The 20,959-nt window shown below is 71.0% G+C and carries 27 protein-coding genes; 19 read left to right on the forward strand and 8 right to left on the reverse strand.

The features are described from left to right. The first annotated feature begins 47 nt into the window (after positions 1 to 47). From B9G38_RS01380 to B9G38_RS01405, 6 genes are all read left to right on the forward strand, one after another. Positions 48 to 1,049 carry a triphosphoribosyl-dephospho-CoA synthase gene (locus tag B9G38_RS01380; protein WP_086219256.1) on the forward strand — a complete coding sequence of 334 codons (1,002 nt, stop codon included), beginning with the start codon at positions 48 to 50 and terminating at the stop codon, positions 1,047 to 1,049. Next, entirely contained in the window at positions 1,046 to 1,681 is a 636-nt protein-coding gene (locus B9G38_RS01385) for a DUF447 domain-containing protein (RefSeq protein ID WP_086219231.1), read from the forward strand. The genes B9G38_RS01380 and B9G38_RS01385 overlap by 4 nt, the downstream gene beginning before the upstream one ends. Before the next feature lie 103 nt (positions 1,682 to 1,784). Continuing rightward, positions 1,785 to 1,979, forward strand: a complete 195-nt coding sequence (locus tag B9G38_RS01390) for a 30S ribosomal protein S17e (protein WP_049930279.1) — start codon at positions 1,785 to 1,787, stop codon at positions 1,977 to 1,979. A gap of 83 nt (positions 1,980 to 2,062) precedes the next feature. Then, complete coding sequence (locus tag B9G38_RS01395; protein WP_086219232.1) at positions 2,063 to 3,298, forward strand: tripartite tricarboxylate transporter permease; 1,236 nt, start codon at positions 2,063 to 2,065, stop codon at positions 3,296 to 3,298. Between the two features lie 121 nt (positions 3,299 to 3,419). Then, positions 3,420 to 3,599 carry an HVO_2753 family zinc finger protein gene (locus B9G38_RS01400; protein WP_049930276.1) on the forward strand — a complete coding sequence of 60 codons (180 nt, stop codon included), beginning with the start codon at positions 3,420 to 3,422 and terminating at the stop codon, positions 3,597 to 3,599. A 1-nt stretch (position 3,600) separates the two neighbouring features. Next, complete coding sequence (locus B9G38_RS01405; RefSeq protein WP_049930274.1) at positions 3,601 to 3,867, forward strand: elongation factor 1-beta; 267 nt, start codon at positions 3,601 to 3,603, stop codon at positions 3,865 to 3,867. Between the two features lie 98 nt (positions 3,868 to 3,965). Here B9G38_RS01405 and B9G38_RS01410 read toward each other — a convergent pair whose 3' ends face one another. Both B9G38_RS01410 and B9G38_RS01415 read right to left on the reverse strand, forming a co-directional pair. Continuing rightward, complete coding sequence (locus B9G38_RS01410; protein WP_086219233.1) at positions 3,966 to 4,403, reverse strand: DUF5809 family protein; 438 nt, start codon at positions 4,401 to 4,403, stop codon at positions 3,966 to 3,968. A gap of 36 nt (positions 4,404 to 4,439) precedes the next feature. Next, entirely contained in the window at positions 4,440 to 4,895 is a 456-nt protein-coding gene (locus B9G38_RS01415; RefSeq protein ID WP_049930271.1) for a DUF5810 domain-containing protein, read from the reverse strand. 182 nt (positions 4,896 to 5,077) lie between these two features. Here B9G38_RS01415 and B9G38_RS01420 point away from each other — a divergent pair, with 182 nt between their 5' ends. Genes B9G38_RS01420 through B9G38_RS01440 form a run of 5 tightly spaced genes read left to right on the forward strand, consistent with a single transcriptional unit; the run spans position 5,078 to position 8,255 of the window. Then, on the forward strand, positions 5,078 to 6,322 hold the full coding sequence (locus tag B9G38_RS01420) for a translation initiation factor IF-2 subunit gamma (RefSeq protein ID WP_086219234.1): 1,245 nt from the start codon (positions 5,078 to 5,080) through the stop codon (positions 6,320 to 6,322). Position 6,323: 1 nt separating this feature from the next. Continuing rightward, positions 6,324 to 6,785, forward strand: coding sequence for a DUF188 domain-containing protein (locus B9G38_RS01425; RefSeq protein ID WP_086219235.1), 462 nt, complete (start codon positions 6,324 to 6,326; stop codon positions 6,783 to 6,785). A 21-nt stretch (positions 6,786 to 6,806) separates the two neighbouring features. Beyond that, complete coding sequence (locus B9G38_RS01430) at positions 6,807 to 7,382, forward strand: DNA-directed RNA polymerase (protein ID WP_006114408.1); 576 nt, start codon at positions 6,807 to 6,809, stop codon at positions 7,380 to 7,382. Beyond that, the gene (gene spt4 / locus B9G38_RS01435) at positions 7,382 to 7,579 is read left to right on the forward strand and encodes a transcription elongation factor subunit Spt4 (RefSeq protein ID WP_086219236.1); all 198 of its coding nucleotides are present in this window, start codon (positions 7,382 to 7,384) and stop codon (positions 7,577 to 7,579) included. Before B9G38_RS01430 ends, spt4 begins: the two co-directional genes overlap by 1 nt. A gap of 28 nt (positions 7,580 to 7,607) precedes the next feature. Next, a complete protein-coding gene (locus B9G38_RS01440; protein WP_086219237.1) occupies positions 7,608 to 8,255 on the forward strand; it encodes a GTP-dependent dephospho-CoA kinase family protein in 648 nt (215 codons plus the stop codon). 32 nt (positions 8,256 to 8,287) lie between these two features. Here B9G38_RS01440 and B9G38_RS01445 read toward each other — a convergent pair whose 3' ends face one another. After that, the gene (locus tag B9G38_RS01445) at positions 8,288 to 8,872 is read right to left on the reverse strand and encodes a hypothetical protein (protein WP_049930263.1); all 585 of its coding nucleotides are present in this window, start codon (positions 8,870 to 8,872) and stop codon (positions 8,288 to 8,290) included. Between the two features lie 149 nt (positions 8,873 to 9,021). On the opposite strand from B9G38_RS01445, the gene B9G38_RS01450 reads away from it, so the two are divergent. From B9G38_RS01450 to B9G38_RS18690, 4 genes are all read left to right on the forward strand, one after another. After that, on the forward strand, positions 9,022 to 9,327 hold the full coding sequence (locus B9G38_RS01450) for a 30S ribosomal protein S24e (RefSeq protein ID WP_086219238.1): 306 nt from the start codon (positions 9,022 to 9,024) through the stop codon (positions 9,325 to 9,327). Positions 9,328 to 9,336: 9 nt separating this feature from the next. After that, positions 9,337 to 11,073: a bifunctional N(6)-L-threonylcarbamoyladenine synthase/serine/threonine protein kinase gene (locus B9G38_RS01455; protein ID WP_086219239.1), complete on the forward strand. Its 1,737-nt coding sequence runs from the start codon at positions 9,337 to 9,339 to the stop codon at positions 11,071 to 11,073. Positions 11,074 to 11,186: 113 nt separating this feature from the next. Next, positions 11,187 to 11,486 (forward strand): DUF5808 domain-containing protein, encoded by a 300-nt coding sequence (locus tag B9G38_RS01460; protein WP_086219240.1) that lies wholly within the window; start codon positions 11,187 to 11,189, stop codon positions 11,484 to 11,486. 103 nt (positions 11,487 to 11,589) lie between these two features. Beyond that, the gene (locus B9G38_RS18690) at positions 11,590 to 11,724 is read left to right on the forward strand and encodes a hypothetical protein (RefSeq protein ID WP_004597316.1); all 135 of its coding nucleotides are present in this window, start codon (positions 11,590 to 11,592) and stop codon (positions 11,722 to 11,724) included. On the opposite strand, the gene B9G38_RS01465 is transcribed toward B9G38_RS18690, so the two are convergent. The 4 genes from B9G38_RS01465 to pyrH all read right to left on the reverse strand — a co-directional run bounded on the left by B9G38_RS01465 (position 11,708) and on the right by pyrH (position 15,431). After that, positions 11,708 to 12,619 carry a sensor histidine kinase KdpD gene (locus tag B9G38_RS01465; RefSeq protein WP_086219241.1) on the reverse strand — a complete coding sequence of 304 codons (912 nt, stop codon included), beginning with the start codon at positions 12,617 to 12,619 and terminating at the stop codon, positions 11,708 to 11,710. The two genes, B9G38_RS18690 and B9G38_RS01465, sit on opposite strands and share 17 nt — an antisense overlap. A gap of 104 nt (positions 12,620 to 12,723) precedes the next feature. Continuing rightward, positions 12,724 to 12,987, reverse strand: coding sequence for a hypothetical protein (locus B9G38_RS01470; RefSeq protein ID WP_049930252.1), 264 nt, complete (start codon positions 12,985 to 12,987; stop codon positions 12,724 to 12,726). Continuing rightward, positions 12,988 to 14,715 carry a lysine--tRNA ligase gene (lysS, locus tag B9G38_RS01475; RefSeq protein WP_086219242.1) on the reverse strand — a complete coding sequence of 576 codons (1,728 nt, stop codon included), beginning with the start codon at positions 14,713 to 14,715 and terminating at the stop codon, positions 12,988 to 12,990. Then, complete coding sequence (gene pyrH / locus B9G38_RS01480) at positions 14,712 to 15,431, reverse strand: UMP kinase (protein WP_049930250.1); 720 nt, start codon at positions 15,429 to 15,431, stop codon at positions 14,712 to 14,714. Before pyrH ends, lysS begins: the two co-directional genes overlap by 4 nt. Before the next feature lie 130 nt (positions 15,432 to 15,561). Here pyrH and B9G38_RS01485 point away from each other — a divergent pair, with 130 nt between their 5' ends. From B9G38_RS01485 to B9G38_RS01500, 4 genes are all read left to right on the forward strand, one after another. After that, positions 15,562 to 16,419, forward strand: a complete 858-nt coding sequence (locus B9G38_RS01485; protein ID WP_086219243.1) for a molybdopterin synthase — start codon at positions 15,562 to 15,564, stop codon at positions 16,417 to 16,419. Between the two features lie 357 nt (positions 16,420 to 16,776). Continuing rightward, on the forward strand, positions 16,777 to 17,037 hold the full coding sequence (locus B9G38_RS01490; RefSeq protein WP_086219244.1) for a hypothetical protein: 261 nt from the start codon (positions 16,777 to 16,779) through the stop codon (positions 17,035 to 17,037). Positions 17,038 to 17,233: 196 nt separating this feature from the next. Then, positions 17,234 to 18,382, forward strand: coding sequence for a site-2 protease family protein (locus tag B9G38_RS01495; RefSeq protein ID WP_049930244.1), 1,149 nt, complete (start codon positions 17,234 to 17,236; stop codon positions 18,380 to 18,382). A 7-nt stretch (positions 18,383 to 18,389) separates the two neighbouring features. Continuing rightward, positions 18,390 to 19,226, forward strand: a complete 837-nt coding sequence (locus B9G38_RS01500) for an FkbM family methyltransferase (RefSeq protein WP_086219245.1) — start codon at positions 18,390 to 18,392, stop codon at positions 19,224 to 19,226. A gap of 59 nt (positions 19,227 to 19,285) precedes the next feature. Here the strand turns inward: B9G38_RS01500 and B9G38_RS01505 are convergent, their stop codons facing one another. Further along, the gene (locus B9G38_RS01505) at positions 19,286 to 20,959 is read right to left on the reverse strand and encodes an AarF/ABC1/UbiB kinase family protein (protein ID WP_049930241.1); all 1,674 of its coding nucleotides are present in this window, start codon (positions 20,957 to 20,959) and stop codon (positions 19,286 to 19,288) included.

Raw genomic sequence — 20,959 nt, forward strand, 5'->3', positions numbered from 1 at the left:
GCGGTGACGAGCGCCCGACAGGAGATGCGACGAAACCGGCGGAAGACGTGACGCCGAGCGGGGCGACGGACCCCGTCGACGACGCGACGCTCGCGCTCCTGGTGGAGGTGGCCGGCACGCCGAAGCCCGGGAACGTGGACCGCCGCCGCGACCTCGACGACCTCCGGTTCGAGGCGTTCCTCGGCGGCGCGGTCGGCGCCCGGCCGGGGCTCGAACTGGCTGCCGAGACCGACGGCGGCGTCGCCGAGCGGCCCGCGGTCGGCGCGGCCTTCGAGCGGGCCGTGGAGGGGATGGCCGCACGCGCCGGCACGAACACCCAGTTCGGCTGTCTCCTGCTGCTCGTCCCGCTGGTGCGGGCGGCTGCGGACCCCGACCGCGAGCTCTCCCCCGCCGGCGTGGACGCGGTCTGTCGGTCGACGACCGTCGACGACGCGGTCGCGTTCTACCGGGTGTTCGAGGTCGTCGACGTCGCGGTCGACGACCCGCCGGAGGGCGCGGCCGACCTCGACGTGCGCCGCGGGGGCGCCGCCGAGCCCGCGCTCCGCGAGCGCGAGACGACGCTTCGGGACGTGCTCGCGCTGTCAGCGGACCCGGTCGACGCTGGGGCGGCGGGCGGCTCGGCCGCCTCTGACCGCGTCCCGGACCGCAACGCGGCGGAGTGGGTCGAGGGGTTCCCGCGGACGTTCCGCGCGGCCGAGTGGATCCTGACGGACGAGGGGCCGCTGGCCGACCGGGCGGCGCGGGCGTTCCTCGGGCTGCTCGCCGCGGAGCCGGACACCCTCGTCGCGTCGACTCGGGGGGCGGAGACGGCCCGCGAGGCGAGCGCGCGGGCGAGAGAGATCCTGTATCCGGACGGCAGCGACCCGAGCGACCCCGTCGGAGACGTCTCCGCGGTCGACGCCGAGGCCGTTCACGGCGCCGACCTCGACGCCGCGGAGTCGCTGGCGGCGGCGTTCGTCGCCGAGGGGATCAACCCCGGCACGACCGCCGACCTCACCTGCGCGGCGCTGTTCGTCGCGCTCCGGCGCGGCGCGGAGGTGGCGCCGTGAGCGATGGAGCGCCGGACGGGGGGCCCGTCGGCGTAGCCCCGGACGGCTGGCCGGTGCCGCTCCGGGGCGTCACCGAGTCCGTCGTGACGACGCTCGGGCCGAACGACCGGTGGAACGTCGCTGCGCTCGGAGTTCACGCCCCGGACGAGCCGGACGAGCCGGTCACCGCGCGCACCTACGGCCGCACCCGGACGTGGCGGAACTTCAGCGAGCGCGGCGGCGGCGTGGTCCAGTTCACGGTCGACCCGCGGACGTTCGTCGACGCGGCGCTGACGGTCCGGGAGACGGACGACCCCGTCCTCCCGAGCGCCGACGCGTGGGTGGAGGTGCGCGCGGAGAAGGTCGCGGCCGAGGCCGAGGGCGAGACCACGATCCGGACGTGGGAGCTGTCGCCGGTCGAGTCGGCGGTCGTCGCCGAGCGCGTTCCCACCGTCAACCGGGGGTTCGGCGCGGTCGTCGACGCGACGGTGGCCGCCTCGCGGCTGGACGTGCCGTCGTTCGACACGGCCGAGCTGCTCGACCGGCTCCGCTACTTCGCCGACGTGGTGGGGCGCTGCGGCGGGCCGGCCGAGCGCGAGGCGTTCGATCGCATCGACGAGGCGACCGGGTGGCGCGAGCGCGACGGCGAGTGACGGGGCGGGAGCGACCGGGCTCGCTTCGGCCGCCGGGAGCGCGCCTCGCGGCCGCTCGCGGCGGAACGAACCCTTTTAGTTCGGGCCGCCGGTACCGCTCGGTATGGCCATCAAACCCAAGTACATCAAACAGCTCGGGAACCTCCTGCTGGAGCAGTATCCCGACTCGTTCAACGCGGACTTCGAGACGAACAAGGAGAGCGTCACGGCGCTGACGACCGTCGAGTCGAAGGGCGTCCGTAACCGGATCGCCGGCTACGTCACCCAGAAGAAGTCGCAGGCGGCGCAGAACGCGTAACCGCTCGGTTCGAATCGTCCGGTTCTGCCGACGGGTCCGACCGTCCGACCGCTTAAGTCCGGAGCCGCGGCCACGCCGCCTCGATGGACGCGCTCGTGCGGCCGACGGTCGACCCGGCGTTCGCGGCCGGGGCGCTCGCCTTCCTCCTCGCCGGGGTCGCGCTCGGGACCGCGAGCGGGCTGGTCCCGGGGCTCCACGCCAACAACTTCGCGCTGCTCTTGGCCGGGTTCGCGCCGTCGGTACCCGCCGATCCGCTGTTCGTCGGGGTCGCGATGCTCGGCGCCGGCGTCGTCCACTCGTTCCTCGACATCGTCCCCGCGCTCGCGCTGGGCGTCCCCGACGCCGCGACCGCAGTCGCCGCGCTTCCCGGTCATCGGTTGGTGATCGCGGGGCGGGGGAGAGAGGCGGTCCGCCTCTCCGCCGTCGGCTCCGGGCTGGCGGTCGCGCTCGCGGTGCCGCTGGCGGTCCCGATCACGTGGCTCATGATCCGGTGGTACCCGACGCTGCGGGCGCACCTCCCGCTGCTGCTCGGCGCCGTCGTCGTCGCGCTCGTCCTGACGGAGTCGTCGCGGCGGGCGGCGGTCGGCGGACTCGTCGCCTTCCTCGCGAGCGCCGCGCTCGGCCTCGCGACGCTCGACGCCGACCCCGCGGCCCCGCTGTCGACCGGCGGCGTCCTCGCGCCGCTCTTCGCCGGGCTGTTCGGCGTTCCGGTCCTCGTCGACGCGCTCGGCGGCGACGGCGTCCCGCCGCAGGCCGACCCGCAGATCGCGATGGACGCGCGCGACCTCGGAACGAGCGCCGGTGCCGGCTCGCTCGCCGGCGCGGTGGTCGGCTACGTGCCGGGCGTGTCGGCAGCCATCGCCGCCGTGGCCGCGATGCCGGCGGTGCCCTCCGAGTCGGTCGACCGAGGGTTCGTGGTGGCGACGAGCGGCGCGAACACCGCGAACACGATCTTTGCGCTGTTCGCGCTGGTCGCGCTCGGGACGCCCCGCACGGGCGTGACCGTGGCGATCGACCGCGCTGGCGTGCCGTTCGCGCTCCCGTTGCTGCTCGTCGCGGCCGCGACCGCGGCGTGTTTCGGGTTCGCGCTGGTCGTGCTCGTCGGCGACCCGTACCTCCGGATCGTCGGGAACGCCGACTACACCCAGCTCTCTGTCGGCGTGTTGGGGCTGCTCGCGCTCATTTCGTACGCGTTCGCCGGGGCGTTCGGCGTCGGCGTCCTGATCGTCGCCGGCGCGCTGGGGCTCGCCCCGCCCCGGGTCGGCGCGCGGCGCGTCCACCTGATGGGCGTGTTGATCGGACCGCTGATCGCCGGGTGAGACGTCGCGGAGACCGCGGCGGGACGCGGCGGCTCGCCCGAGCAGCGGCACGGTACCGTCACGCACGGAGGGTTCCGAGGCAAAGAACAACGGTTAAAAGTCGCGGCCGGTAGGTACGTGTATGAGCCAGAGCGACTCTCAAGCCACCCCGCAGTGCGTCTCCTGTGGGATTCAGGTGTCCGGGATGAACGCCGCGCAGTTCTCCTGCCCGGACTGCGGCGCCACCATCTACCGGTGCGCGAAGTGCCGGAAGCAGAGCAACCTCTACGAGTGCCACGACTGCGGCTTCCGGGGGCCCTGAGATGGGCGACGTCGCCGCCAAGATCAAGGTCATGCCGAACAGCCCCGAGGTCGACCTCGACGAGCTACAGGACCGGCTGGAGGAGGTCCTCCCCGAGGGCGCGAAGATCCGCGGCTTCGAGCGCGATGACGTCGCGTTCGGGCTGGTCGCGCTCCTGCCGACCGTCATCGTCCCCGACGGCGCCGGCGGCACCGAGGCCGTCGAGGAGGCGTTCTCGCAGGTCGAGGACGTCGAGTCCGTCAACGTCGAGAACGTCGGTCGCCTGTAAGGCCGGGGCCGCCGTTCGGACGGCACCCGCGGTCCGGGTTTTGCGGTTTCCGTTCCGCTCGGAGAGCCGCTGTTCCGGCGTTCGTGTCGGTCGGCCGATTACCGCCCCGACTCGTAGAACTCCTCGCGGTACACGCGCCCGAAGGCGTTGCGCCGGAGGGTGCTGGCCGCCGCGTCCGGCTCCTCTTGGTACGTCGCCGCGACGACGGTGTCCGCGAAGGGAATCGGGTGCCAGACGACGTTGTCGACGCTGTCGGAGCCGATCCGTACGACCGCGTCCTCGTCGAACCCGCTGTCGGCGAGCCACGCGTCGAACTCGTCGCCCTCGCCGACGTGGACCGCGAGCAGCTCGGCGAACGTCGCGTCGCGGGCGGTTCGGATCACCTCAGGGGTGACGCGCTCGTCGTACTCGTCGGCGCCGAACGACATCGCCTTCGTCGCCTCGCGGACGACCACCTGCGCGACCGGACCGACCTCCTCGTACCGTTCGAGCGCCTCGGCGCGCGTCTGGGGGGCGAACGTGCCTCTGGTCTCCATGGACACGATTGACCGGGGGCGGGCAAGGGCGTTCCGCTACGCGTCGGGGTCGGGGTCGGCGGAATCGGACTCCTCATCGGCGTCGTCTGCGGCCGCGTTTCTGGTCATCTCGCGCGCCTCGCGGAGCGCTTCGGCGACCGCTGGGTCGTCGACGGCGTCGGGATCCGGGACGCCGGCCCCGGAAGCGGGGTCGGCGTGGCCGTGGTCGTGAGCGTGGTCTGAGGGAGCCGCGTCCCCGCCCGACCCCATTCCGACGTCCGGGCGGCCTCGGGGGACCGTGTCCTCGAACACCTCGTCGTACTCGGCGTCGTCGGCGTGCGGCGTCACCTCGGCCGCGAGTTCCGCCGGTTCGCGGTCGCTCCAGTCGTCGACGCGTTCGTCGAGCCACGCCTCGTGGTCGCCGCCGTGGAGCATCGCCGTGAACGCGAGGTGATGCGCGAGGTGTTCGCCGTCGCGCTGCGGGGTGTCGCAGACGGGGCACGCGTATCCCATGTCGGTCGAAGATTCGCGGGTGAGCCGTAAAGCCGCGTCGAAGGTGGAGCGCCCCGCGCCGAACGGCGACCGCTCGCGACCTCGCCCCGGGTCGTCGCGCGCGCTGACGCCACTATAACAGCAACTTTATCACTCGCACGGGGCGAAATTCGCATAAGACTACTCCGTTAGGAGGTCCAACAGTGACTGAAGCCAACACACAACCGGAGGTGAACATCGGTCTCGTCGGTCACGTCGACCACGGGAAGACGACGCTCGTACAGGCGTTGTCCGGCTCGTGGACCGACCAGCACAGCGAGGAGATGAAACGCGGCATCTCGATTCGGCTGGGGTACGCGGACGCGACGTTCCGCCGCTGTCCCGGCGTCGACGAGCCCGAGTGTTACACCGTCGACGAGGAGTGCGAGGACGGTTCGACGAGCGAGCCGATCCGGACGGTGTCGTTCGTCGACGCGCCCGGCCACGAGACGCTGATGGCGACGATGCTCTCGGGCGCATCGATCATGGACGGGGCGGTCCTCGTCGTGAGCGCGACCGAGGACGTCCCGCAGGCCCAGACGGAAGAGCACCTGATGGCGCTCGATCTCATCGGGATCGAGAACATCGTCATCGCGCAGAACAAGGTCGACCTGGTGAGCCGCGACCGCGCCGTCGACAACTACGAGCAGATCCAGGAGTTCGTCGCGGGCACCGTCGCGGAGGACGCGCCTATCGTCCCCGTTTCGGCCCAACAGGAGGTCAACCTCGACCTCCTCATCGACGCGATCGAGTCCGAGATCCCGACGCCGGAGCGCGACCCCGGAGAGAGCGCGCGGATGTACGCGGCCCGCTCGTTCGACATCAACCGGCCGGGCGCGACCGCCGAGGACCTGAAGGGCGGCGTCGTCGGCGGATCGCTCGTCAGCGGCGAGCTGTCGGTCGGCGACGGGCTGGAGATCCGACCGGGGCGCGAGGTGGACGAGGAAGGCCAGACTGAGTGGCGGCCGCTGGAGACGACCGTCCGGTCGCTCCAAGCCGGCAACCGCGACGTCGACACCGCCCACCCGGGCGGCCTCCTCGGCGTCGGCACCGGGCTCGACCCGAGCCTGACGAAGGGCGACGCCCTCGCCGGCCAGGTCGCGGGCGAGCCGGGAACGCTTCCGCCGACCCGCGAGGAGTTCGAGATGACGGTCGACCTCCTCGATCGCGTCGTCGGTAAGGAGGACGACGAGAGCGGCGAGAGCGACATCGAGGAGATCAGCACCGGCGAGCCGCTGATGCTCACGGTGGGCACCGCCACGACCGTCGGCGCCGTGACGAGCGCGCGCGACGGCGAGTGCGAGGTGAGCCTCAAGCGGCCCGTCTGCGCCGAGGAGGGCGCACAGATCGCGATCAACCGGCGCGTCGGCGCGCGCTGGCGGCTCATCGGCGTCGGAACGCTCACGTAGCGTGGCCGACGACGCCCCCGCAGACGGTCCCGACGCGACGCCCGCGGACGACGACCGCGCAGAGGGGCTCGGGGGAAGCGGCGTTCCCGTCGTCGCGCTCGACGCGAGCGCGCTGATGGCGCCGGTCGAGGCCGGCCTGCGGCTGTTCGAGGAGTTGGATCGGCTCCTCGGCGGCTACGAGACCGTGGTGCCGGCGGCGGTCCTGGCGGAGCTCGACGGGCTTCAGGCCGGGAACGGCGCGGAGGCGACCGCAGCGAGCGTGGGCGCGGACCTCGCGGAGCGGGCGGAGGCGGTGGAGACGGACGAATCGTACGCCGACGACGCGCTCGTCGCCTTGGCCGCGGCCGGCCGGGTCGACGCCGTCGTCACCAACGACGGCCCCCTCGCGAAACGGGTGCTGGCGGCGGACGCACCAGTAATCGGTTTAAGGGGTCGGAACACACTGGCGATAACGGAACCCTAGCGGCCGCGGACAACCAACAACATGTACAAACGAGTTCGACTCAAGGACACGGTCGAGGTCCCGCCGAAGCACTTGGCGGACGTCACCGACGAGCGGGTGAAAGCCCTGCTTCAGGACAAGCTGGAAGGACGGATGGACGAGGACGTCGGCAGCGTCGTGAGCGTCATCGAGGTTCACGACATCGGCGAGGGGGCGGTGTTACACAACCGGCCGGGCGTCTACTACGAGGCGGAGTTCGACGCGCTCACCTACGACCCCGACATGCAGGAGGTCGCCGACGGAACCGTCGTCGAGACGGTCGAGTTCGGCGCCTTCGTCGGGATCGGACCGGTGGACGGGCTGCTCCACGTCTCGCAGATCACCGACGAGTACCTCACGTTCGACGGCGCGAACCAGCAGCTCGCCTCGTCGGACTCCGACAAGACGCTCGGGGTCGACGACGCGGTGCGCGTCCGCGTCGTCACCAAGAGCATCGACGAGCGCAACCCCCGGGACTCGAAGATCGGGCTCACGGCGAAACAGCCCGGCCTCGGGAAGCACGACTGGCTCGAAGGCCAGCGGAAACACCGCGAACAGACCGGTGAGGAGGCCGACTGATGGCCGAGGACCGCCTGGCGTGCCGGGAGTGTCACCACGTCAACGACCCGGACGCTCAGACCTGCGCGCTCTGCGGGTCGTCGTCGCTGACGGAGGACTGGGCGGGCTACGTCATCATCACCAAGCCCGCGGACAGCCAGATCGCCGAGGAGATGAACGTCACCGAGGCCGGCGCGTACGCGCTCAAGGTGCGGTGACTAGCCGCAGGAGGGCCGGACGGAACCGATGAGCGACTCATCCGACCCGCTTCTCACGCTGCCCGAGTCGCTGCGCGACGCGTTCAAGGAGCCGCTGGGACCGGTGACGACGGACGCCGAGGCGCTGTTGGAGCGCGCGGACGAGACCCGCGAGCGACACGGCTCGCCGGGCGAGGCTCCCCCGGGGCTGATCGCGGTCGGCGACGTGGTCACCTACCACCTCCGAGAGGCCGGCCGCGTCCCGGACGTGGCGTTGGTCGACGGGAAGACGGAGCGCGAGGCGGTCCGCGAGGAGATCGAGACCGCGCTCGCGGCGACGGAGGAGCGGCGGATCGCGGTCGAAAACCCGGCCGCGGCGCTGTCAGCGGCGCTGCTCGACGCGCTCGCCGAGGCGCTCGCGGCGGACGAGCCGGTGACGATCGAAGTGACCGGCGAGGAGGACCTGGCGGCGCTGCCGGCGATGCTCGCGGCCCCGCTCGGGTCCACCGTCGTCTACGGACAGCCCGGCGAGGGGATGGTCCGCGTCGCGGTCACGCCCGAAGCCCGGCGACGGGCTCGGGAACTGTTCGAGGGGCTCGCCGGCGACACTGCGGCCGGCTACGACGCCCTCGGCGTCGAACTGAGTGAGAGCGACGATGGTGGCCCGGACGGGAGAGATCCGACGGATCCGGCGTGACGGCCGCCCGAGCGACGCGGCCTCGACCGGCGTCACTCGCCGTCGACCGCGACGACGGTCGCCGTGAGGACCCCGAGACCGGCGATCAGTCCGGCCGCCGTCGCTAGCAGGGGCGTCGTCGGAATCGCTCCCATGGAGAGGTACGGCTCGACGCCGTTGCGGCGGAGCGCTTCGAGGGCCTCGACGCCCCAGTGCCCGCTCGCCAGCAGGACCAAGCCGACGCCGACGCCGAGTCCGCCGGTGACGAAGCCGATCCCGGTCAGCGCGTCCTCGAGGGCGAGGAACGTCCAGACCTGGTCGTCGCTCGGTTCGGGACCGCGCGCGAGCCGGCGCTGGAGCGCGACGAGCCCGAGGCCGGCTCCGCCGGCGGCGACCGTCCCCGCCAACACGACTGCCACGACGCCGAGGTGGGCGGCGAGCGGCGGCCCGGAGAAGTTCGCCTCGCGGACGGCCGGGGGGAGGGTCGCGACGAGCGGGCCCGTCAGTGCCCCGAAGAGAGCCAGCGTCCCGCAGATCCGGGCCTTTCGGACGGGGGACAGCGGGACGACGACGTTCGCCGCCCGAGTGAGTTCGTACTGCGACCGGTCGGTAGGGTCGAATCGGGTGTCGTCTGACATCCGCGTGGTAACGGTACGCACGCACCGGAGGGGGGAAACCCTGACGCCGAACAGTGTGTCTCGTCGGCGGTCGGTCCGGAGTTCGGCGGCGACACCCCCGCTTCGAAATCCTTTTACAGCTTTCGAGGGGATATACGCACAACTGAACCATGGACGTCGATATCATCTCCGAGGAGGAGAACCCGATGCTGCACCGCACGGACATCCGTTTCGAGACGACCCACGAGGAGGCCACGCCTTCCCGACTGTCGGTCCGCGACTCGCTCGCGGCGAAGCTCGACAAGGACTCCGAGGAGGTCGTCGTCCACGAGCTCGACACGAAGTTCGGCATGCGCAAGACGATCGGCTACGCGAAGGTGTACGACTCCGCGGCCGACGCGCTGGACGTTGAGCAGGACCATATGCTCGAGCGCAACAAGATCGGCGGCGACGAGGCGGACGCCGAGGAAGCGTAACTCCGCCGGATGCGCGTTCTCGGCATCGAGGGTACCGCGTGGTGCGCGAGCGCCGCGCTGTACGACGCCGAGGCCGACTCAGTTCTCATCGAATCAGACCCATACGAGCCGGATAGCGGCGGCATTCACCCGCGCGAGGCCGCCGAACACATGTCGGAGGCGATTCCGGCGGTCGTCGATAGCGTCCTGACCGCCGCCGAGGAGGAGTACGGCCCGGACGCGGTCGACGCGGTCGCCTTCTCTCGCGGCCCCGGGCTCGGTCCCTGCCTCCGGATCGTCGGGACCGCGGCGCGGTCGCTCGCCGGAACGCTCGGCGTCCCCCTCGTCGGCGTCAACCACATGGTGGCCCACTTGGAGATCGGTCGGCATCGGTCCGGCTTCGAGAACCCGGTCTGCCTGAACGCCTCCGGGGCGAACGCGCACCTGCTCGGCTACCACGACGGGCGCTACCGCGTCCTCGGCGAGACGATGGACGCCGGCGTCGGCAACGCGATTGACAAGTTCACGCGCCACGTCGGGTGGAGCCACCCCGGCGGCCCGAAGGTGGAGGCGGCGGCCGCGGAGTTCGCCGAGGCCGACGACAGCGCGGGCGAGGGCGGCGCGGGTGGGAGCGACGGACCGGGCTCGCCCCCCGACCTCCTCGACCTCCCGTACGTCGTCAAGGGGATGGACTTCTCGTTTTCGGGGATCAGCTCGGCCGCCAACGACGCCGCGGACGACGGCGTCCCGGTCGAGGAAATCTGCTTTTCGCTCCAGGAACACGTGTTCGCGATGCTGACGGAGGTCTCGGAGCGCGCGCTGTCGCTGACCGGCGCGGACGAGCTCGTGTTGGGCGGCGGCGTCGCACAGAACGACCGGCTGCGGGAGATGTTGGCGACGATGTGCGAGGCCCGCGGCGCCGACTTCCACGCGCCGGAACCGCGATTCCTCAGGGACAACGCCGGGATGATCGCCGTGTTGGGCGCGAAGATGGCCGCCGCCGGGGACACCGTCCCGATCGCGGAGTCCGCGGTCGACCCGAGCTTCCGGCCGGATCAGGTGCCGGTGACGTGGCGAGACGGGGAGTCGGTCGCGCGCGGACGCGGGGGGGCCGAGTCGCGAAGCGCGGCGCGCGACGCGGAGGCGGACCGCCGCGGCGCGGAGGCGACCGTGACGGTCGAGGGGACGGACGGCGACCGGCGCGTGGTCAAGCGACGGGTGCCGAAGTCGTACCGACACCCCGAACTCGACCGGACGATCAGGCGCGACCGGACCGTCGCGGAGGCCCGGCTGACGAGCGAGGCGCGGCGCGCCGGCGTGTCGACGCCGCTCGTGTACGACGTCGACCTCGCGGAGGCGACGTTGACGCTCCAGCACGTCGGGGAGCGCGACCTCGCGGCCGCCCTCGACGAGGGGACGGCGGAGGCCGTCGGTCGCCACCTCGCGCGGCTCCACGGCGCCGAGATGGTCCACGGCGACCCGACGACGCGGAACGTTCGGGTGTCGAAGCGCGGCGAGCGCACGGAACGCGACGGGCGGTCGAGCCCGCCGCCCGAGACGTACCTCATCGACTTCGGGCTCGGCTACCACACGGGCCACGTCGAGGACCACGCGATGGACCTCCACGTGTTCGAGGGATCGGTCCGAGCGACCGCGACGGAACCCGGCCCGTTGCTAGCGGCGTTCGAGAGCGGGTACGAGGCCGTCGGCGACGAAGCGGTCCTCGACCGACTCCGAGACGTGGCGGACCGCGGCCGCTACCGGTGACGAACCGCCGGCTCGGCCGGGGTCAGAGCCCTGACCGGCGACGGCCGCAGCGCCGTTCCGATCGGCGCGCCGGGTCGCCACGATTTATGGTGTCGGCCGACAGATAGACTCGTATGGCAGACAAACCGTCTTCGGGAGAGGTTCTCGGGATCCCGTACAACTTCGAGCGGCCGAGCCTCGGTCGGCTGCTCTCGTCGTACTGGCAGCCCGGCAAGGGGATGCTCGTCGAGAAGCCGTTCGGCATCGGCTACACGCTGAACCTCGCCAACTGGCGGTCGTGGATCGTCCTCGCGGTCGCCGGCGGGCTCTACTACCAGCAGCAGTCCGGCGGCGCCGACCTGTCCGGCGGTTCCGACGAGGACGCCGCCGACGACGGCGACGGACCGGTCGAAGTGATCGTCGACGACGACTGACGCCGTGCGCGACGGCGGGTGAGAGACGGCACCGCGATCACCGGTTTTCACCGCTGATTCCGCGTCGGTTTCTTTTAAATATCAGCAGGATGAAGGTGAGGTAATGAAAGTCCAGTTCGAGTGCTCGTGTTCGGAGGAGATCTCCGAGTTCACCCGCGGCGAGACGAGCCGGGGAGTCCACGTCGAATGCGGGAACTGCGGCGCAGTGTACGCCGTGACGATCACCGAGTTGGAGTAGCGGGCGGCGACGCGGACTCGAATCGGAGCCGGACTGTCGTACCGTCGTCGGTCGCGTCGAACCGGACGGTTCCCCCCTGCGTCTCGCACATCCACTTGACGAGCCACAGCCCGATGCTGCTCGCGTGCGAGAGCGGCGTCTCCTCTTCCGCCTGTAAGACCTCACGCTCGTCGGGGGGAATCCCCGGGCCGTTGTCGATGACCTCCAGACAGGTGGTCGTCCCGTTCTCGCGGATCGTCGCCGTCACGCGGCGCGTCGCGCCGTCGTTGTGGGTGACCGCGTTCTCGAAGACCTCGCGGATCGGGAACTCGACGGTGTCGTCCGCGCGGATCCACGCCTCAGAGGGGGTCTCGACGGTGAGCGCGGCGCCGTCGGCGTCGACGACGTCGAGCGCCTCGTGGACCGCGGCGACGAGGTCGACGCGGCCGTCCGGTCGCTCGGGCGACGCGTCCTCGATGACGCGGAGCTTCTCGCTTATCTCGACGATGTCGTCGGTCGTCTCCCGGACCGTCTCCAAGCACTCTCGACTCCGCTCGTCGTCGATCCGGTCGGCCAGCAGGTCGGTGTACCCCCGGATCACGTTGAGATCGTTGCGGACGTTGTGCCGAAACACACGACTCAGAACCTGTATCTGCTGGTTAGAGGTTTCGAGGTTTCGGCGCGCGGTCTCCGCCCGTTGGCGGTGGTGCGTGACCGCTCCGTAGAGGAGCCCGCCGGACCCGGCGACGAGCAGCCAGTCCCCGACGAGACGCGTCGGCGTCCACCCGCCCGCGACCCCAATCGTCGACGCGACGGCGAGGTCGACCGCGACCGCGGACGCCGCCGCGATACACAGGTACGCCGCCGTGAGGGCGGTCGCCGACCGCCCGTGGAGTAGGTCCGGAATATATTTCATTTATATCTAATTTAACTCCAAACGAATTTCCGTTCACGGAACACCTTGACGGCCGACGGCTTAAGTTTTGACCGCCGGTCAGGGAGGCGACCGCGGCGGCGCGGTCACCACGAGGCGCAGTCAGGACAGACGAAGGCGTCGTCGTCGCGCCAGCGGCGGTCGACACGCTCGCCGCACCGGTCGCACTCGGCGCCGTCGGCGTGCCACGTCGAGGTGGCGGTCGCGGGAGCGGCGTCGGTCGCGGGAGCGGCGTCGGTCGCCTCGTCGGGGTCGACGCCGTCACCTTCCGCGTCGTCCGGAGCGCTCTCGGCGGACTCGTCGCCGTCGTCGTCCGCGGCGAAGTCGTCGAGCGAGCGGTCCTCGGTCATCTACGCCTCCCGTCGGAGCCGGTCGACGACGTAGTCGCGCTCCAGCTCGCCGAGGAACTCCCCGAGCCGCGGCCCTTGCGTGTCGTCGAAGAAGAGGCGGTAGCCCGCCGCGAAGAACTCGCTCACCTCGATGTCGTGGTCGCGCGCAGTCTCGTACATCGCCCCTTGGATCTCCTCCCCGTCGTGGCCGGCCGCGACGAAGTCGGCGAGGTCGTCGAGCGCGGCCGCGACGTCTCCGTCGAACGCGACCGCGGGGAGGTCGGTCTGGAGCCGGTAGTCGTACTCGTTCCCCGTCCGCTCGGCCCAGTTCCGCGCCTGCTCGACGCGGGCGAGTGCGGCGTCGACGATGTCGGCGTCGGCGTCGTCCGGGATATGGCCCTCGTCGCGGGCGAGGCGCTCGCGGAAGTCGGGGTCGTCGACCATGCCGAGCACCGCCGCGAACGTGTACGGGAGCCGGATCGGCTTCTCCGTCGGCGGGTCGTCGGGCCGGCCGACGACGAACGGGTAGGCGCGCTCGGCGAAGGCGACCAGATCCGGGTCGTCGACCTCGCCGAAGTAGGCGCGCTCGAACCGGTCGAAGCGGTCGACCAGTTGGTCGAGCCGCTCAATGGCGAGGTCGCGGGCCTTCTTCGGGTGGAGCGCGAAGAAGTAGCGCAACACCTCGGGCTCGATCAGCTCCAGGAGCTCTGGGACCGTGACGACGTTGCCCTCGGAGGAGGAGAACGCGTCGCCGTTGAGCGTGAACCACTCATATACCATCGGCACGGGCGGCTCCTCGCCGAAGACGTTCCGCGCGACGTCGACGCCGGAGGGCCACGACCCCTCCGCGTGGTCCTTACCGAACGGCTCGAAGTCGACGCCGAGGACGCCCCACTGCGCGGGCCACTCCAACCGCCACGGGAGCTTTCCCTCGCGGAACGTCGCGGTGCCCTCGTGGCCGCACCCCTCGATCGTGTTGCCGCCGGCGTCCATGTCGGTACAGACGTAGTCGACGGTCTCGGCCTCTGCGTCGATCGCCGTCACCGTCTCCGTGACCTTGCCGCACTCCGCACAGACCGGGTTGAACGGGACGTACTCGTCGTCAACTTTGTCCTGATACGGGGAGAGCACCTCGCGGACGCGCTCGACGTCGGCGAGTACGGTCCGAATCGCCTCGTCGAAGTCGCCGTCGGCGTACAGCTCGGTGTTCGAGAGCATCTCGACCGGGACGTTCAGGCGGTCGGCGTCGGCCTTCAGCAGGCCCGCGAAGTGGGCCGCGTACGACTCGGCCTCGCCGAACGGGTCCGGGAGCCCGGTGTACGGCTTCCCGAGGTTGCGGCCGAGCGCGCCAGCGTCGACCTCGCCGAGCCCGGCGATCTCGCCGTCCGCGTTCGCCAGTTTGCGCGGGACCTTCCGCAGCGGGTCCTTGTCGTCGGAGGTGAACACCTGCCGGACCTCGTGGCCGCGGTCGCGGAGCACCTCGGCGACGAAGTAGCCGCGCATGATCTCGTTGAAGTTCCCGAGGTGCGCGACGCCGGACGGCGAGACACCGCCCTTGATCACGATCGGCTCGTCGGGGTCGCGGGCCTCGACCTCGTCGGCGACGACGTCGGCCCAGAAGGCGTGGAAGGTCTCGGTCGACTCCTCGGCGGCGTCCTCGCCGTCGTCGAGGGCGGACCCCCCGGAGAGGATGTGCGGGGAGTCGTCGGGGGCAGCGGACGCGTCGTCGGAGGCGTCGTCCGCGCTCATCGTGCCTCCGTCCAGCGGCTCGGTTCGCCGGCGCCCGGGGGGACCACGTCCGTTCCGGTGTGATCGCCGCGCAGCACGGCGTCGACGACGGCGCTCGGGTCGGTCCCGTCGAGCACGATCGACCGGAGTTCGGCCCGGTCGATCAGCTTCGCCGCGAGGAGGTCGACGGGGGCGGACGCGCCGGCGTCGCGGCTCATCGGGAGGACGACCTCGACGAGCTCGGCCGGCGACAGCTCCGCGAACTGCGCCGCGTCGGGGTCGGCGTTGGGGTCGGCGTCGTACACCCCGTCGGCGCTCGTCGCGTACACGAGCAGGTCGGCGTCGACGGACTCGGCGAACGCGGCGGCGACCGCGTCGGTCGTCTGCCCCGGCGTGACGCCGCCCATCACCGACACCTCGTCGCGGCGGAGGGCCGCCGCCGCCTCCTCGGTGTCGACCGCGGGCGCGAGGCTCGCGCGCTCGCCGAGGGCGGCGATCAGCAGCCGGGCGTTGAGCCGGGTCGTCCCGATCCCGAGCCGGTCGAGCTCGACCTCGTTGGCCCCGATCTCGCGGGCCGTCTCGATGTACTCGCGGGCGACGCCGCCGCCGCCGACGACGACCCCGACCTCGCAGCCGTCGGTGACCAGCCGTTCGATCGCCTCGGCGTACGCGGCCACGCGCTCGGGGTCGAGGTCGGGCGCGAGCACGCTCCCGCCGACAGAAACGACGATTCTCATTGCCGAGGAGTACCCCTGTCGCAGTCTTAAGGATTGTCAAGCCCGGACGCGGTGGAAGCGGCCCCGAGCCCGATCCGGCCCGACGCGTCGGGCGGGAAACGCCTAAATCGGTCGCGGCCCGCTCTCGGGTATGCGACCGATATCGATCGTCGGCGACGGGGCGGCGACGCTGGCCCGGCGGCTCGCGGACCGACTCGACGGGCGAGTCGCCGTCGTGGAGCGCGACGACGACCCGAACGGCGCCCCCGAGAGCGACTCGACACGGAGCGACCCGGCCGCGGACGGGGGGGTCGTCGGTCCGGCGCAGCGCTCGGGCGCGGACACCGCTGTCGCGTTCGACGCAGACGGGAACTGGCGCGGTCGGGGGAGCGTCGAGGGGTTCGACGACCTGCTCGACGGGCTCGCCCCCGACCACGACTACCTGCTGGCGGTCGGCGAGCCGCGGTTGCGCGTGCCCGCGGTCCTCCTCGGGTCCGACCCGGACCCGGAGCGCGTGCCGGGGACGGTCGTCGCGAGCGCGACCGCCCCCGACGGGGTCGACCTCGGCGACGTCGTCGCCGACCTCGACAGCGCGGAGCCGTGGATCACCCGTGAGACGCTGGTGCGCCGCGCCGAGGCGTCGCCGGACGCGGACCGGGCGGGGGCGATAGCGACGTTCACCGGCCGCGTGCGCGCCCGCGACGGCCCGGACGACGACCGGACGACGCACCTCGCGTTCGAGAAGTACGACGGGGTCGCCGAGGATCGGATGGCCGCCATCGCGGAGGAGCTAGCGGCCCGCGATGGGGTCTTCGACGTGCGGATGCACCACCGCACCGGCGTGATCGAGGCGGGTGAGGACATCGTCTTCGTGGTCGTGCTGGCCGGGCACCGCGGGGAGGCGTTCCGGACGGTCGAAGACGGGATCGACCGGCTGAAAGACGAGGTGCCGATCTTCAAGAAAGAGGCGACGGAGTCGGAGACGTTCTGGGTCCACCGCCGGGACTGACCGGCGCGCGGCGTCGCCGCTTCCGGTTTCGTCGCGGCCGCGATCGGTCCCAAGAGGTCGTCTCGGCGGTCGCGGGGAGGACGCGCGAGCGCGCCGAGACCGAGAATACGCGGCGCTTTTTGTTTCTTTCCGGCCGTCGGACCGGACGGCGGCGAGTTACTCGCGTACCGAGTCAGCGACGGAGAAAACGTGTTCAAAACGGGTTATAAAATTTCTAGCGCGTTCTAGAAGCGTTGTAAAGAGTCCGTCAGACACGTTTTACCCCGGCGAGTTCGGTGAAACGCCCTGAAACCCCCTGAACGTCGCCCAACGGTGACGCCTTTATAACACCCTCCGGGAGCAAGGGTGAGGTGTACTATGAGCGCGACTGCGAACCCCTCCACGAACGCGAGCGCGAACGACGACCGCAGCAAGGAAGAGCGGCTGAAGCAGTACCTGCTCGACCGCGCCCAAGACGGCGAGATGTACTTCAAGGGGAAGTTCATCTCCGACGACATCGACCTCTCGCCGAAGGAGATCGGCGCCCTGATGGTGAAGCTCCGCGACTCGGCGACGGAGCTCACCGTCGAGAAGTGGTCGTACACGGGCGCGACGACCTGGCGCGTCGAACCCGCCTGAGGGACGCGCTCCGTCGACCGACGAACGCAGTACCGCTCCGAGGCGCACTCGGTTCACGAACCGGTCCCCGTCCCGCGCTTTTCTGACCGCGAGCGCGTCCGCGTCGAGTTCCGCCAGCCCACGCGCCGCGCCGTGTTTGCGGTACCCGTGCCCGCCGACGCGGGGTTTATACTCGCCGACCAGCTACGACCCCACGATGCCAGAACACGAGGACGCGGCGACGGCCGGCGACGGCGCGCCGCGTCCGGAGCCGCTCCGGACGTTCTTTCGGATCGACGAGGTCCGTCGCGAGGACGGTCGCGTGCGATACCGCGGCGAGTCGTACGTCCCGGAGCGGACGCTGTTGCGCAAGCTGACCCCCCACTTTCGAGAGGCGGGGTACGAGGTCGACGTGGAGGTCGTCGACGGCGGCCACGTCGTCGTCGCGACGCCGTTCGACCGCGGTCGGGACGGGATCCCGTGGGTGAACGTCGCCATGTTCGCGGCCACGCTGCTGTCGACGCTGTTCGTCGGCGCGTACGGCTGGTACTACGTGCCGCTCGCGGAGATCCAGTCGAACCCCCTGACGCTGCTCCGGGCGTGGCCGTTCACGGCCGCCGTTCTCGGGGTGTTGATGACCCACGAACTCGGCCACTACGCCGCCGGTCGCTACCACGGCGTCCCCGTCTCGTTGCCGTACGTTATCCCCTTCATCTTCCCGTTCGGCACGCTCGGCGCGGTGATCCGCATCCGCGGCCGGATGCCGTCGCGGAAGGTCCTCTTCGATATCGGCGCGGCGGGACCGATCGCGGGGCTGTTCGCGACCGTCGTCGTGACCGCGATCGGCCTCTCGCTCGACCCGATCCAGGTGCCGGCGGAGCTCGCGAACTCGTCGGGCGCGGTGATCCGGTTCAACAACCCGCCGCTCTTGGACTTCATCGCCGGCGCCCTCGGCCAGCCGACGAGCTACGGCGACCCGCGGCTCACCGCCCACCCCGTGGTGATCGGCGGGTGGGTCGGGATGTTCTTCACCGTCCTGAACCTCCTCCCGGTCGGCCAACTCGACGGCGGCCACATGGTCCGGGCGATGCTCGGGCCGCGACAGGAGACGGTGGCGGCGCTCGTCCCCGGCGCGCTGTTCGCCATCGCCGCCTACCTCTACTTCTGGCGGGGGCTCGGCCTGAACGAGTCGGTGGGGCTGTGGGCGTTCTGGGGCGTGTTCGCGACGGTCATCGCGTTCAACGGACCCGCGAATCCGGCCGACGAGGACGGGCTGGGGCTGCCGCGGATCGCGGTCGGGGCCGTCACGTTCGCCGTCGGCGCGCTCTGTTTCCTCCTCGTCCCGATTCAGGTCATCGGCGCGTGACACCGCGATGCCCTCGATAGCACGGCTGCCGTCGCTGGTTCGGTCGCGCGTCGAGCGGCTCGGCTTTCGAACCCTGTACCGGCTCGCCGACCTGACGTACGCGCTCGGCGTCGCGACGCCGAAGCGGACCGTCGCCGGCACGTACTGGAGCTACGAGCCGACGAACCCCCACGGCGACGACCCCGGACTGGCCGCGCTCGACCGTCTCCCGGAGGACGCGGTGATCCTCGACGTGGGCGCGCACGTCGGCGAGCACGCGATCCCGCTGACCCGCGGGACCGACCGTCGCGTAGTGGCGTTCGAGCCGAACGGCGAGAGCGCGGACCGGCTGGCGCGGAACGCCGAGCGGAACGGGCTCGGCGATCGGCTCGACCTCAGGCGGGCGGGCGCGGGCGACGCGAACGCGACGCTTACCTTCTATCGATCGACGTTCTCGAAGTGCTCGGCGTTCGACCGCGATCTGGCGACGAGGTGGGGCGCGAGCGTCGCCGGGACGGAGTCGGTCCCGGTCCGACGGCTCGACGAACTCGTCGAGGGCGTCGGCGACGAGAGAGCCGACGGGGGCGGGACAGTCCCGCCGCCGGACGCCGTGAAGGTCGACGTCGAGGGGCGCGAGGGGGCGGTCCTCCGGGGCGCGGCGGAGACGCTCGCGACGTACCGTCCGCTGCTCGTCGTGGAGGTCCACGAGTCGGGGTCAGCGGAGGGAGGCGCGGCGGACGAGGGGACGATGAGCCCGGACCCCGCCGCCCTCCGCGAGTGGCTAACGGCGCGGGAGTACGCGGTCGAGGAAGCGGAAGACGTGTGGATCTGTCGGGCGACAGGAGAGTCGATAAAAGGCCGCTGAGTCGGTCGCCGCGCCGCCGGTCCGGTCGCTGTGCCGTTGAGTGGCGCCCCGTCGCCGAGTCAGTCGTCGCGCCGCTGTTTCATCCCCTGGCGGGTGAACTGCGGCGTGGTGCGGAGTCCCCGCTTCTTCCGGAACGACCGGTACAAGGCGATCGCGAGCGGCGAGGCCAGCGCGAGGACGACGAGCGCGAGCCGCCAGTTGTTCGCGAACGAGTAGAGGATCGTCGCCGAGAGGACGCCGACGGCGAGTAGCACCGAGTAGGCGATCCGCATCGCCAGCTTCTCTAAGACCTTCGTGTCATCCTCTAAGACGACGTTGACCGTCAGGTCGTCGCGGTTGGCGCGGTCGAGGAACTCGTCGGCCTTCGGCGGGACCGTGAACAGCGCCTCGGTGGTCTGTTGTACCTGTCGGCCGGCGTCTTCGGCGAGGTCACGGGCGGTCTGCTCGTAGTACCCCTCCTCGCGGAGGTAGTCGGTCGCCGTCGAGATGAAGTCGAACTCGGGGTCTAAGGTGACACAGACCCCCTCGACGACGGTGGCGACCCGGAGGACCAAGGCGAGGTTCGGCGGGAGCCGGAGCGGGAACTCGTAGATGGACGACTCCACCTGCTCGATGATCTGGTTCACCTGGTACTGCTCGACGTCCTCGCCCCGGACGTCGGCGATGGCGAGCTCCATCACGTTCCCCATCACCTCGCGGTCGGCCTCCGGCGAGAGGGTCCCCATCGAGATGAGCGTGTCGAGGATGGCGTCGATATCCTGCCGCGCGACCGCGACGTAGAACTCGACGATCTTCTCCTGGACGAACGGGTCCACCCGCCCCGCCATGCCGAAGTCGTAGAAGATCACGGACCCGTCGTCCGCGACCGCGAGGTTCCCCGGGTGGGGGTCGGCGTGGAACACGCCGTCGTCGATGATCATCTGGAGGTACACTTCCTGGAGGATCTCCGCGATCGCCGTCCGGTCGTGACCAGCCTCGTCGAGCGCGTCGATGTCGCTGATCTTCGTGCCCGGGACGTACTCCATGGTGAGCACCCGCGGCCCCGACACCGACTCGTACGTCTCTGGGATCCGGATCCGATCGTTGTCCGCGAAGTTGCCGCGGATCTCCTCGAGCATCGTCCGCTCGCGGGCGTAGTCCATCTCCTCGCGGATCGTCTTGGCGAACTCGTCGGCGAGGTTCTCCAGGGAGAACGACCGGCCGGCGCCGGTGAACCGCTTGACCAGCGGGATCGACCAGCGGATCGTGCGGAGGTCGGCCTCGACGAGCGACTCGATGCCGGGCCGACGCACCTTCACCGCGACCTCGTCGCCCTCGTAGGTGGCGGTGTACACCTGTCCGAGGCTCGCGCCGCTTATCGGGTCGCGGTCGAAGTCGTCGAACGTCTCGTCGACCGGCCCGAACTCGTCTTCGAGGACGACCCGCGACTCCTCCCACGGCGCGGGGGGAACGTCGTCTTGGAGTCCCTCCAAGACCTCGATGTACGCGGGGGGAAGGATGTCGGGACGCGTCGAGAGGATCTGTCCGAGTTTGATGAACGTCGGCCCGAGCGTGAGCAGGATGTCGAGCAGCACCGCGGCGCGCTCGCGCTGGGTCTCGGCGTCGACCTCTCGGCTCCCGCCGAACAGGAAGTACCGGCGGCGGTCACGCCAGTAGGCGACGATGAGCGGCGAGAACTGCCGCAGAACGACGACGAACCGCCAGTAGGCGCGAAGGTTGACCAGCGTGACCAC

The sequence above is a fragment of the Halorubrum sp. SD612 genome (genome assembly GCF_002135005.1).

What these genes read in the sequence shown, in the direction of transcription:
- B9G38_RS01390 (WP_049930279.1), top strand. Translation starts at nt 1,785, where the DNA reads ATGGCCATCAAACCCAAGTACATCAAACAGCTCGGGAACCTCCTGCTG.
- B9G38_RS01395 (WP_086219232.1), top strand. Translation starts at nt 2,063, where the DNA reads ATGGACGCGCTCGTGCGGCCGACGGTCGACCCGGCGTTCGCGGCCGGG.
- B9G38_RS01400 (WP_049930276.1), top strand. Translation starts at nt 3,420, where the DNA reads ATGAGCCAGAGCGACTCTCAAGCCACCCCGCAGTGCGTCTCCTGTGGG.
- B9G38_RS01405 (WP_049930274.1), top strand. Translation starts at nt 3,601, where the DNA reads ATGGGCGACGTCGCCGCCAAGATCAAGGTCATGCCGAACAGCCCCGAG.
- B9G38_RS01410 (WP_086219233.1), bottom strand. Translation starts at nt 4,403, where the DNA reads ATGGAGACCAGAGGCACGTTCGCCCCCCAGACGCGCGCCGAGGCGCTC.
- B9G38_RS01415 (WP_049930271.1), bottom strand. Translation starts at nt 4,895, where the DNA reads ATGGGATACGCGTGCCCCGTCTGCGACACCCCGCAGCGCGACGGCGAA.
- B9G38_RS01430 (WP_006114408.1), top strand. Translation starts at nt 6,807, where the DNA reads ATGTACAAACGAGTTCGACTCAAGGACACGGTCGAGGTCCCGCCGAAG.
- spt4 (WP_086219236.1), top strand. Translation starts at nt 7,382, where the DNA reads ATGGCCGAGGACCGCCTGGCGTGCCGGGAGTGTCACCACGTCAACGAC.
- B9G38_RS01440 (WP_086219237.1), top strand. Translation starts at nt 7,608, where the DNA reads ATGAGCGACTCATCCGACCCGCTTCTCACGCTGCCCGAGTCGCTGCGC.
- B9G38_RS01445 (WP_049930263.1), bottom strand. Translation starts at nt 8,872, where the DNA reads ATGTCAGACGACACCCGATTCGACCCTACCGACCGGTCGCAGTACGAA.
- B9G38_RS01450 (WP_086219238.1), top strand. Translation starts at nt 9,022, where the DNA reads ATGGACGTCGATATCATCTCCGAGGAGGAGAACCCGATGCTGCACCGC.
- B9G38_RS01455 (WP_086219239.1), top strand. Translation starts at nt 9,337, where the DNA reads ATGCGCGTTCTCGGCATCGAGGGTACCGCGTGGTGCGCGAGCGCCGCG.
- B9G38_RS01460 (WP_086219240.1), top strand. Translation starts at nt 11,187, where the DNA reads ATGGCAGACAAACCGTCTTCGGGAGAGGTTCTCGGGATCCCGTACAAC.
- B9G38_RS18690 (WP_004597316.1), top strand. Translation starts at nt 11,590, where the DNA reads ATGAAAGTCCAGTTCGAGTGCTCGTGTTCGGAGGAGATCTCCGAGTTC.
- B9G38_RS01465 (WP_086219241.1), bottom strand. Translation starts at nt 12,619, where the DNA reads ATGAAATATATTCCGGACCTACTCCACGGGCGGTCGGCGACCGCCCTC.
- B9G38_RS01470 (WP_049930252.1), bottom strand. Translation starts at nt 12,987, where the DNA reads ATGACCGAGGACCGCTCGCTCGACGACTTCGCCGCGGACGACGACGGC.
- lysS (WP_086219242.1), bottom strand. Translation starts at nt 14,715, where the DNA reads ATGAGCGCGGACGACGCCTCCGACGACGCGTCCGCTGCCCCCGACGAC.
- pyrH (WP_049930250.1), bottom strand. Translation starts at nt 15,431, where the DNA reads ATGAGAATCGTCGTTTCTGTCGGCGGGAGCGTGCTCGCGCCCGACCTC.
- B9G38_RS01485 (WP_086219243.1), top strand. Translation starts at nt 15,562, where the DNA reads ATGCGACCGATATCGATCGTCGGCGACGGGGCGGCGACGCTGGCCCGG.
- B9G38_RS01490 (WP_086219244.1), top strand. Translation starts at nt 16,777, where the DNA reads ATGAGCGCGACTGCGAACCCCTCCACGAACGCGAGCGCGAACGACGAC.
- B9G38_RS01495 (WP_049930244.1), top strand. Translation starts at nt 17,234, where the DNA reads ATGCCAGAACACGAGGACGCGGCGACGGCCGGCGACGGCGCGCCGCGT.
- B9G38_RS01500 (WP_086219245.1), top strand. Translation starts at nt 18,390, where the DNA reads ATGCCCTCGATAGCACGGCTGCCGTCGCTGGTTCGGTCGCGCGTCGAG.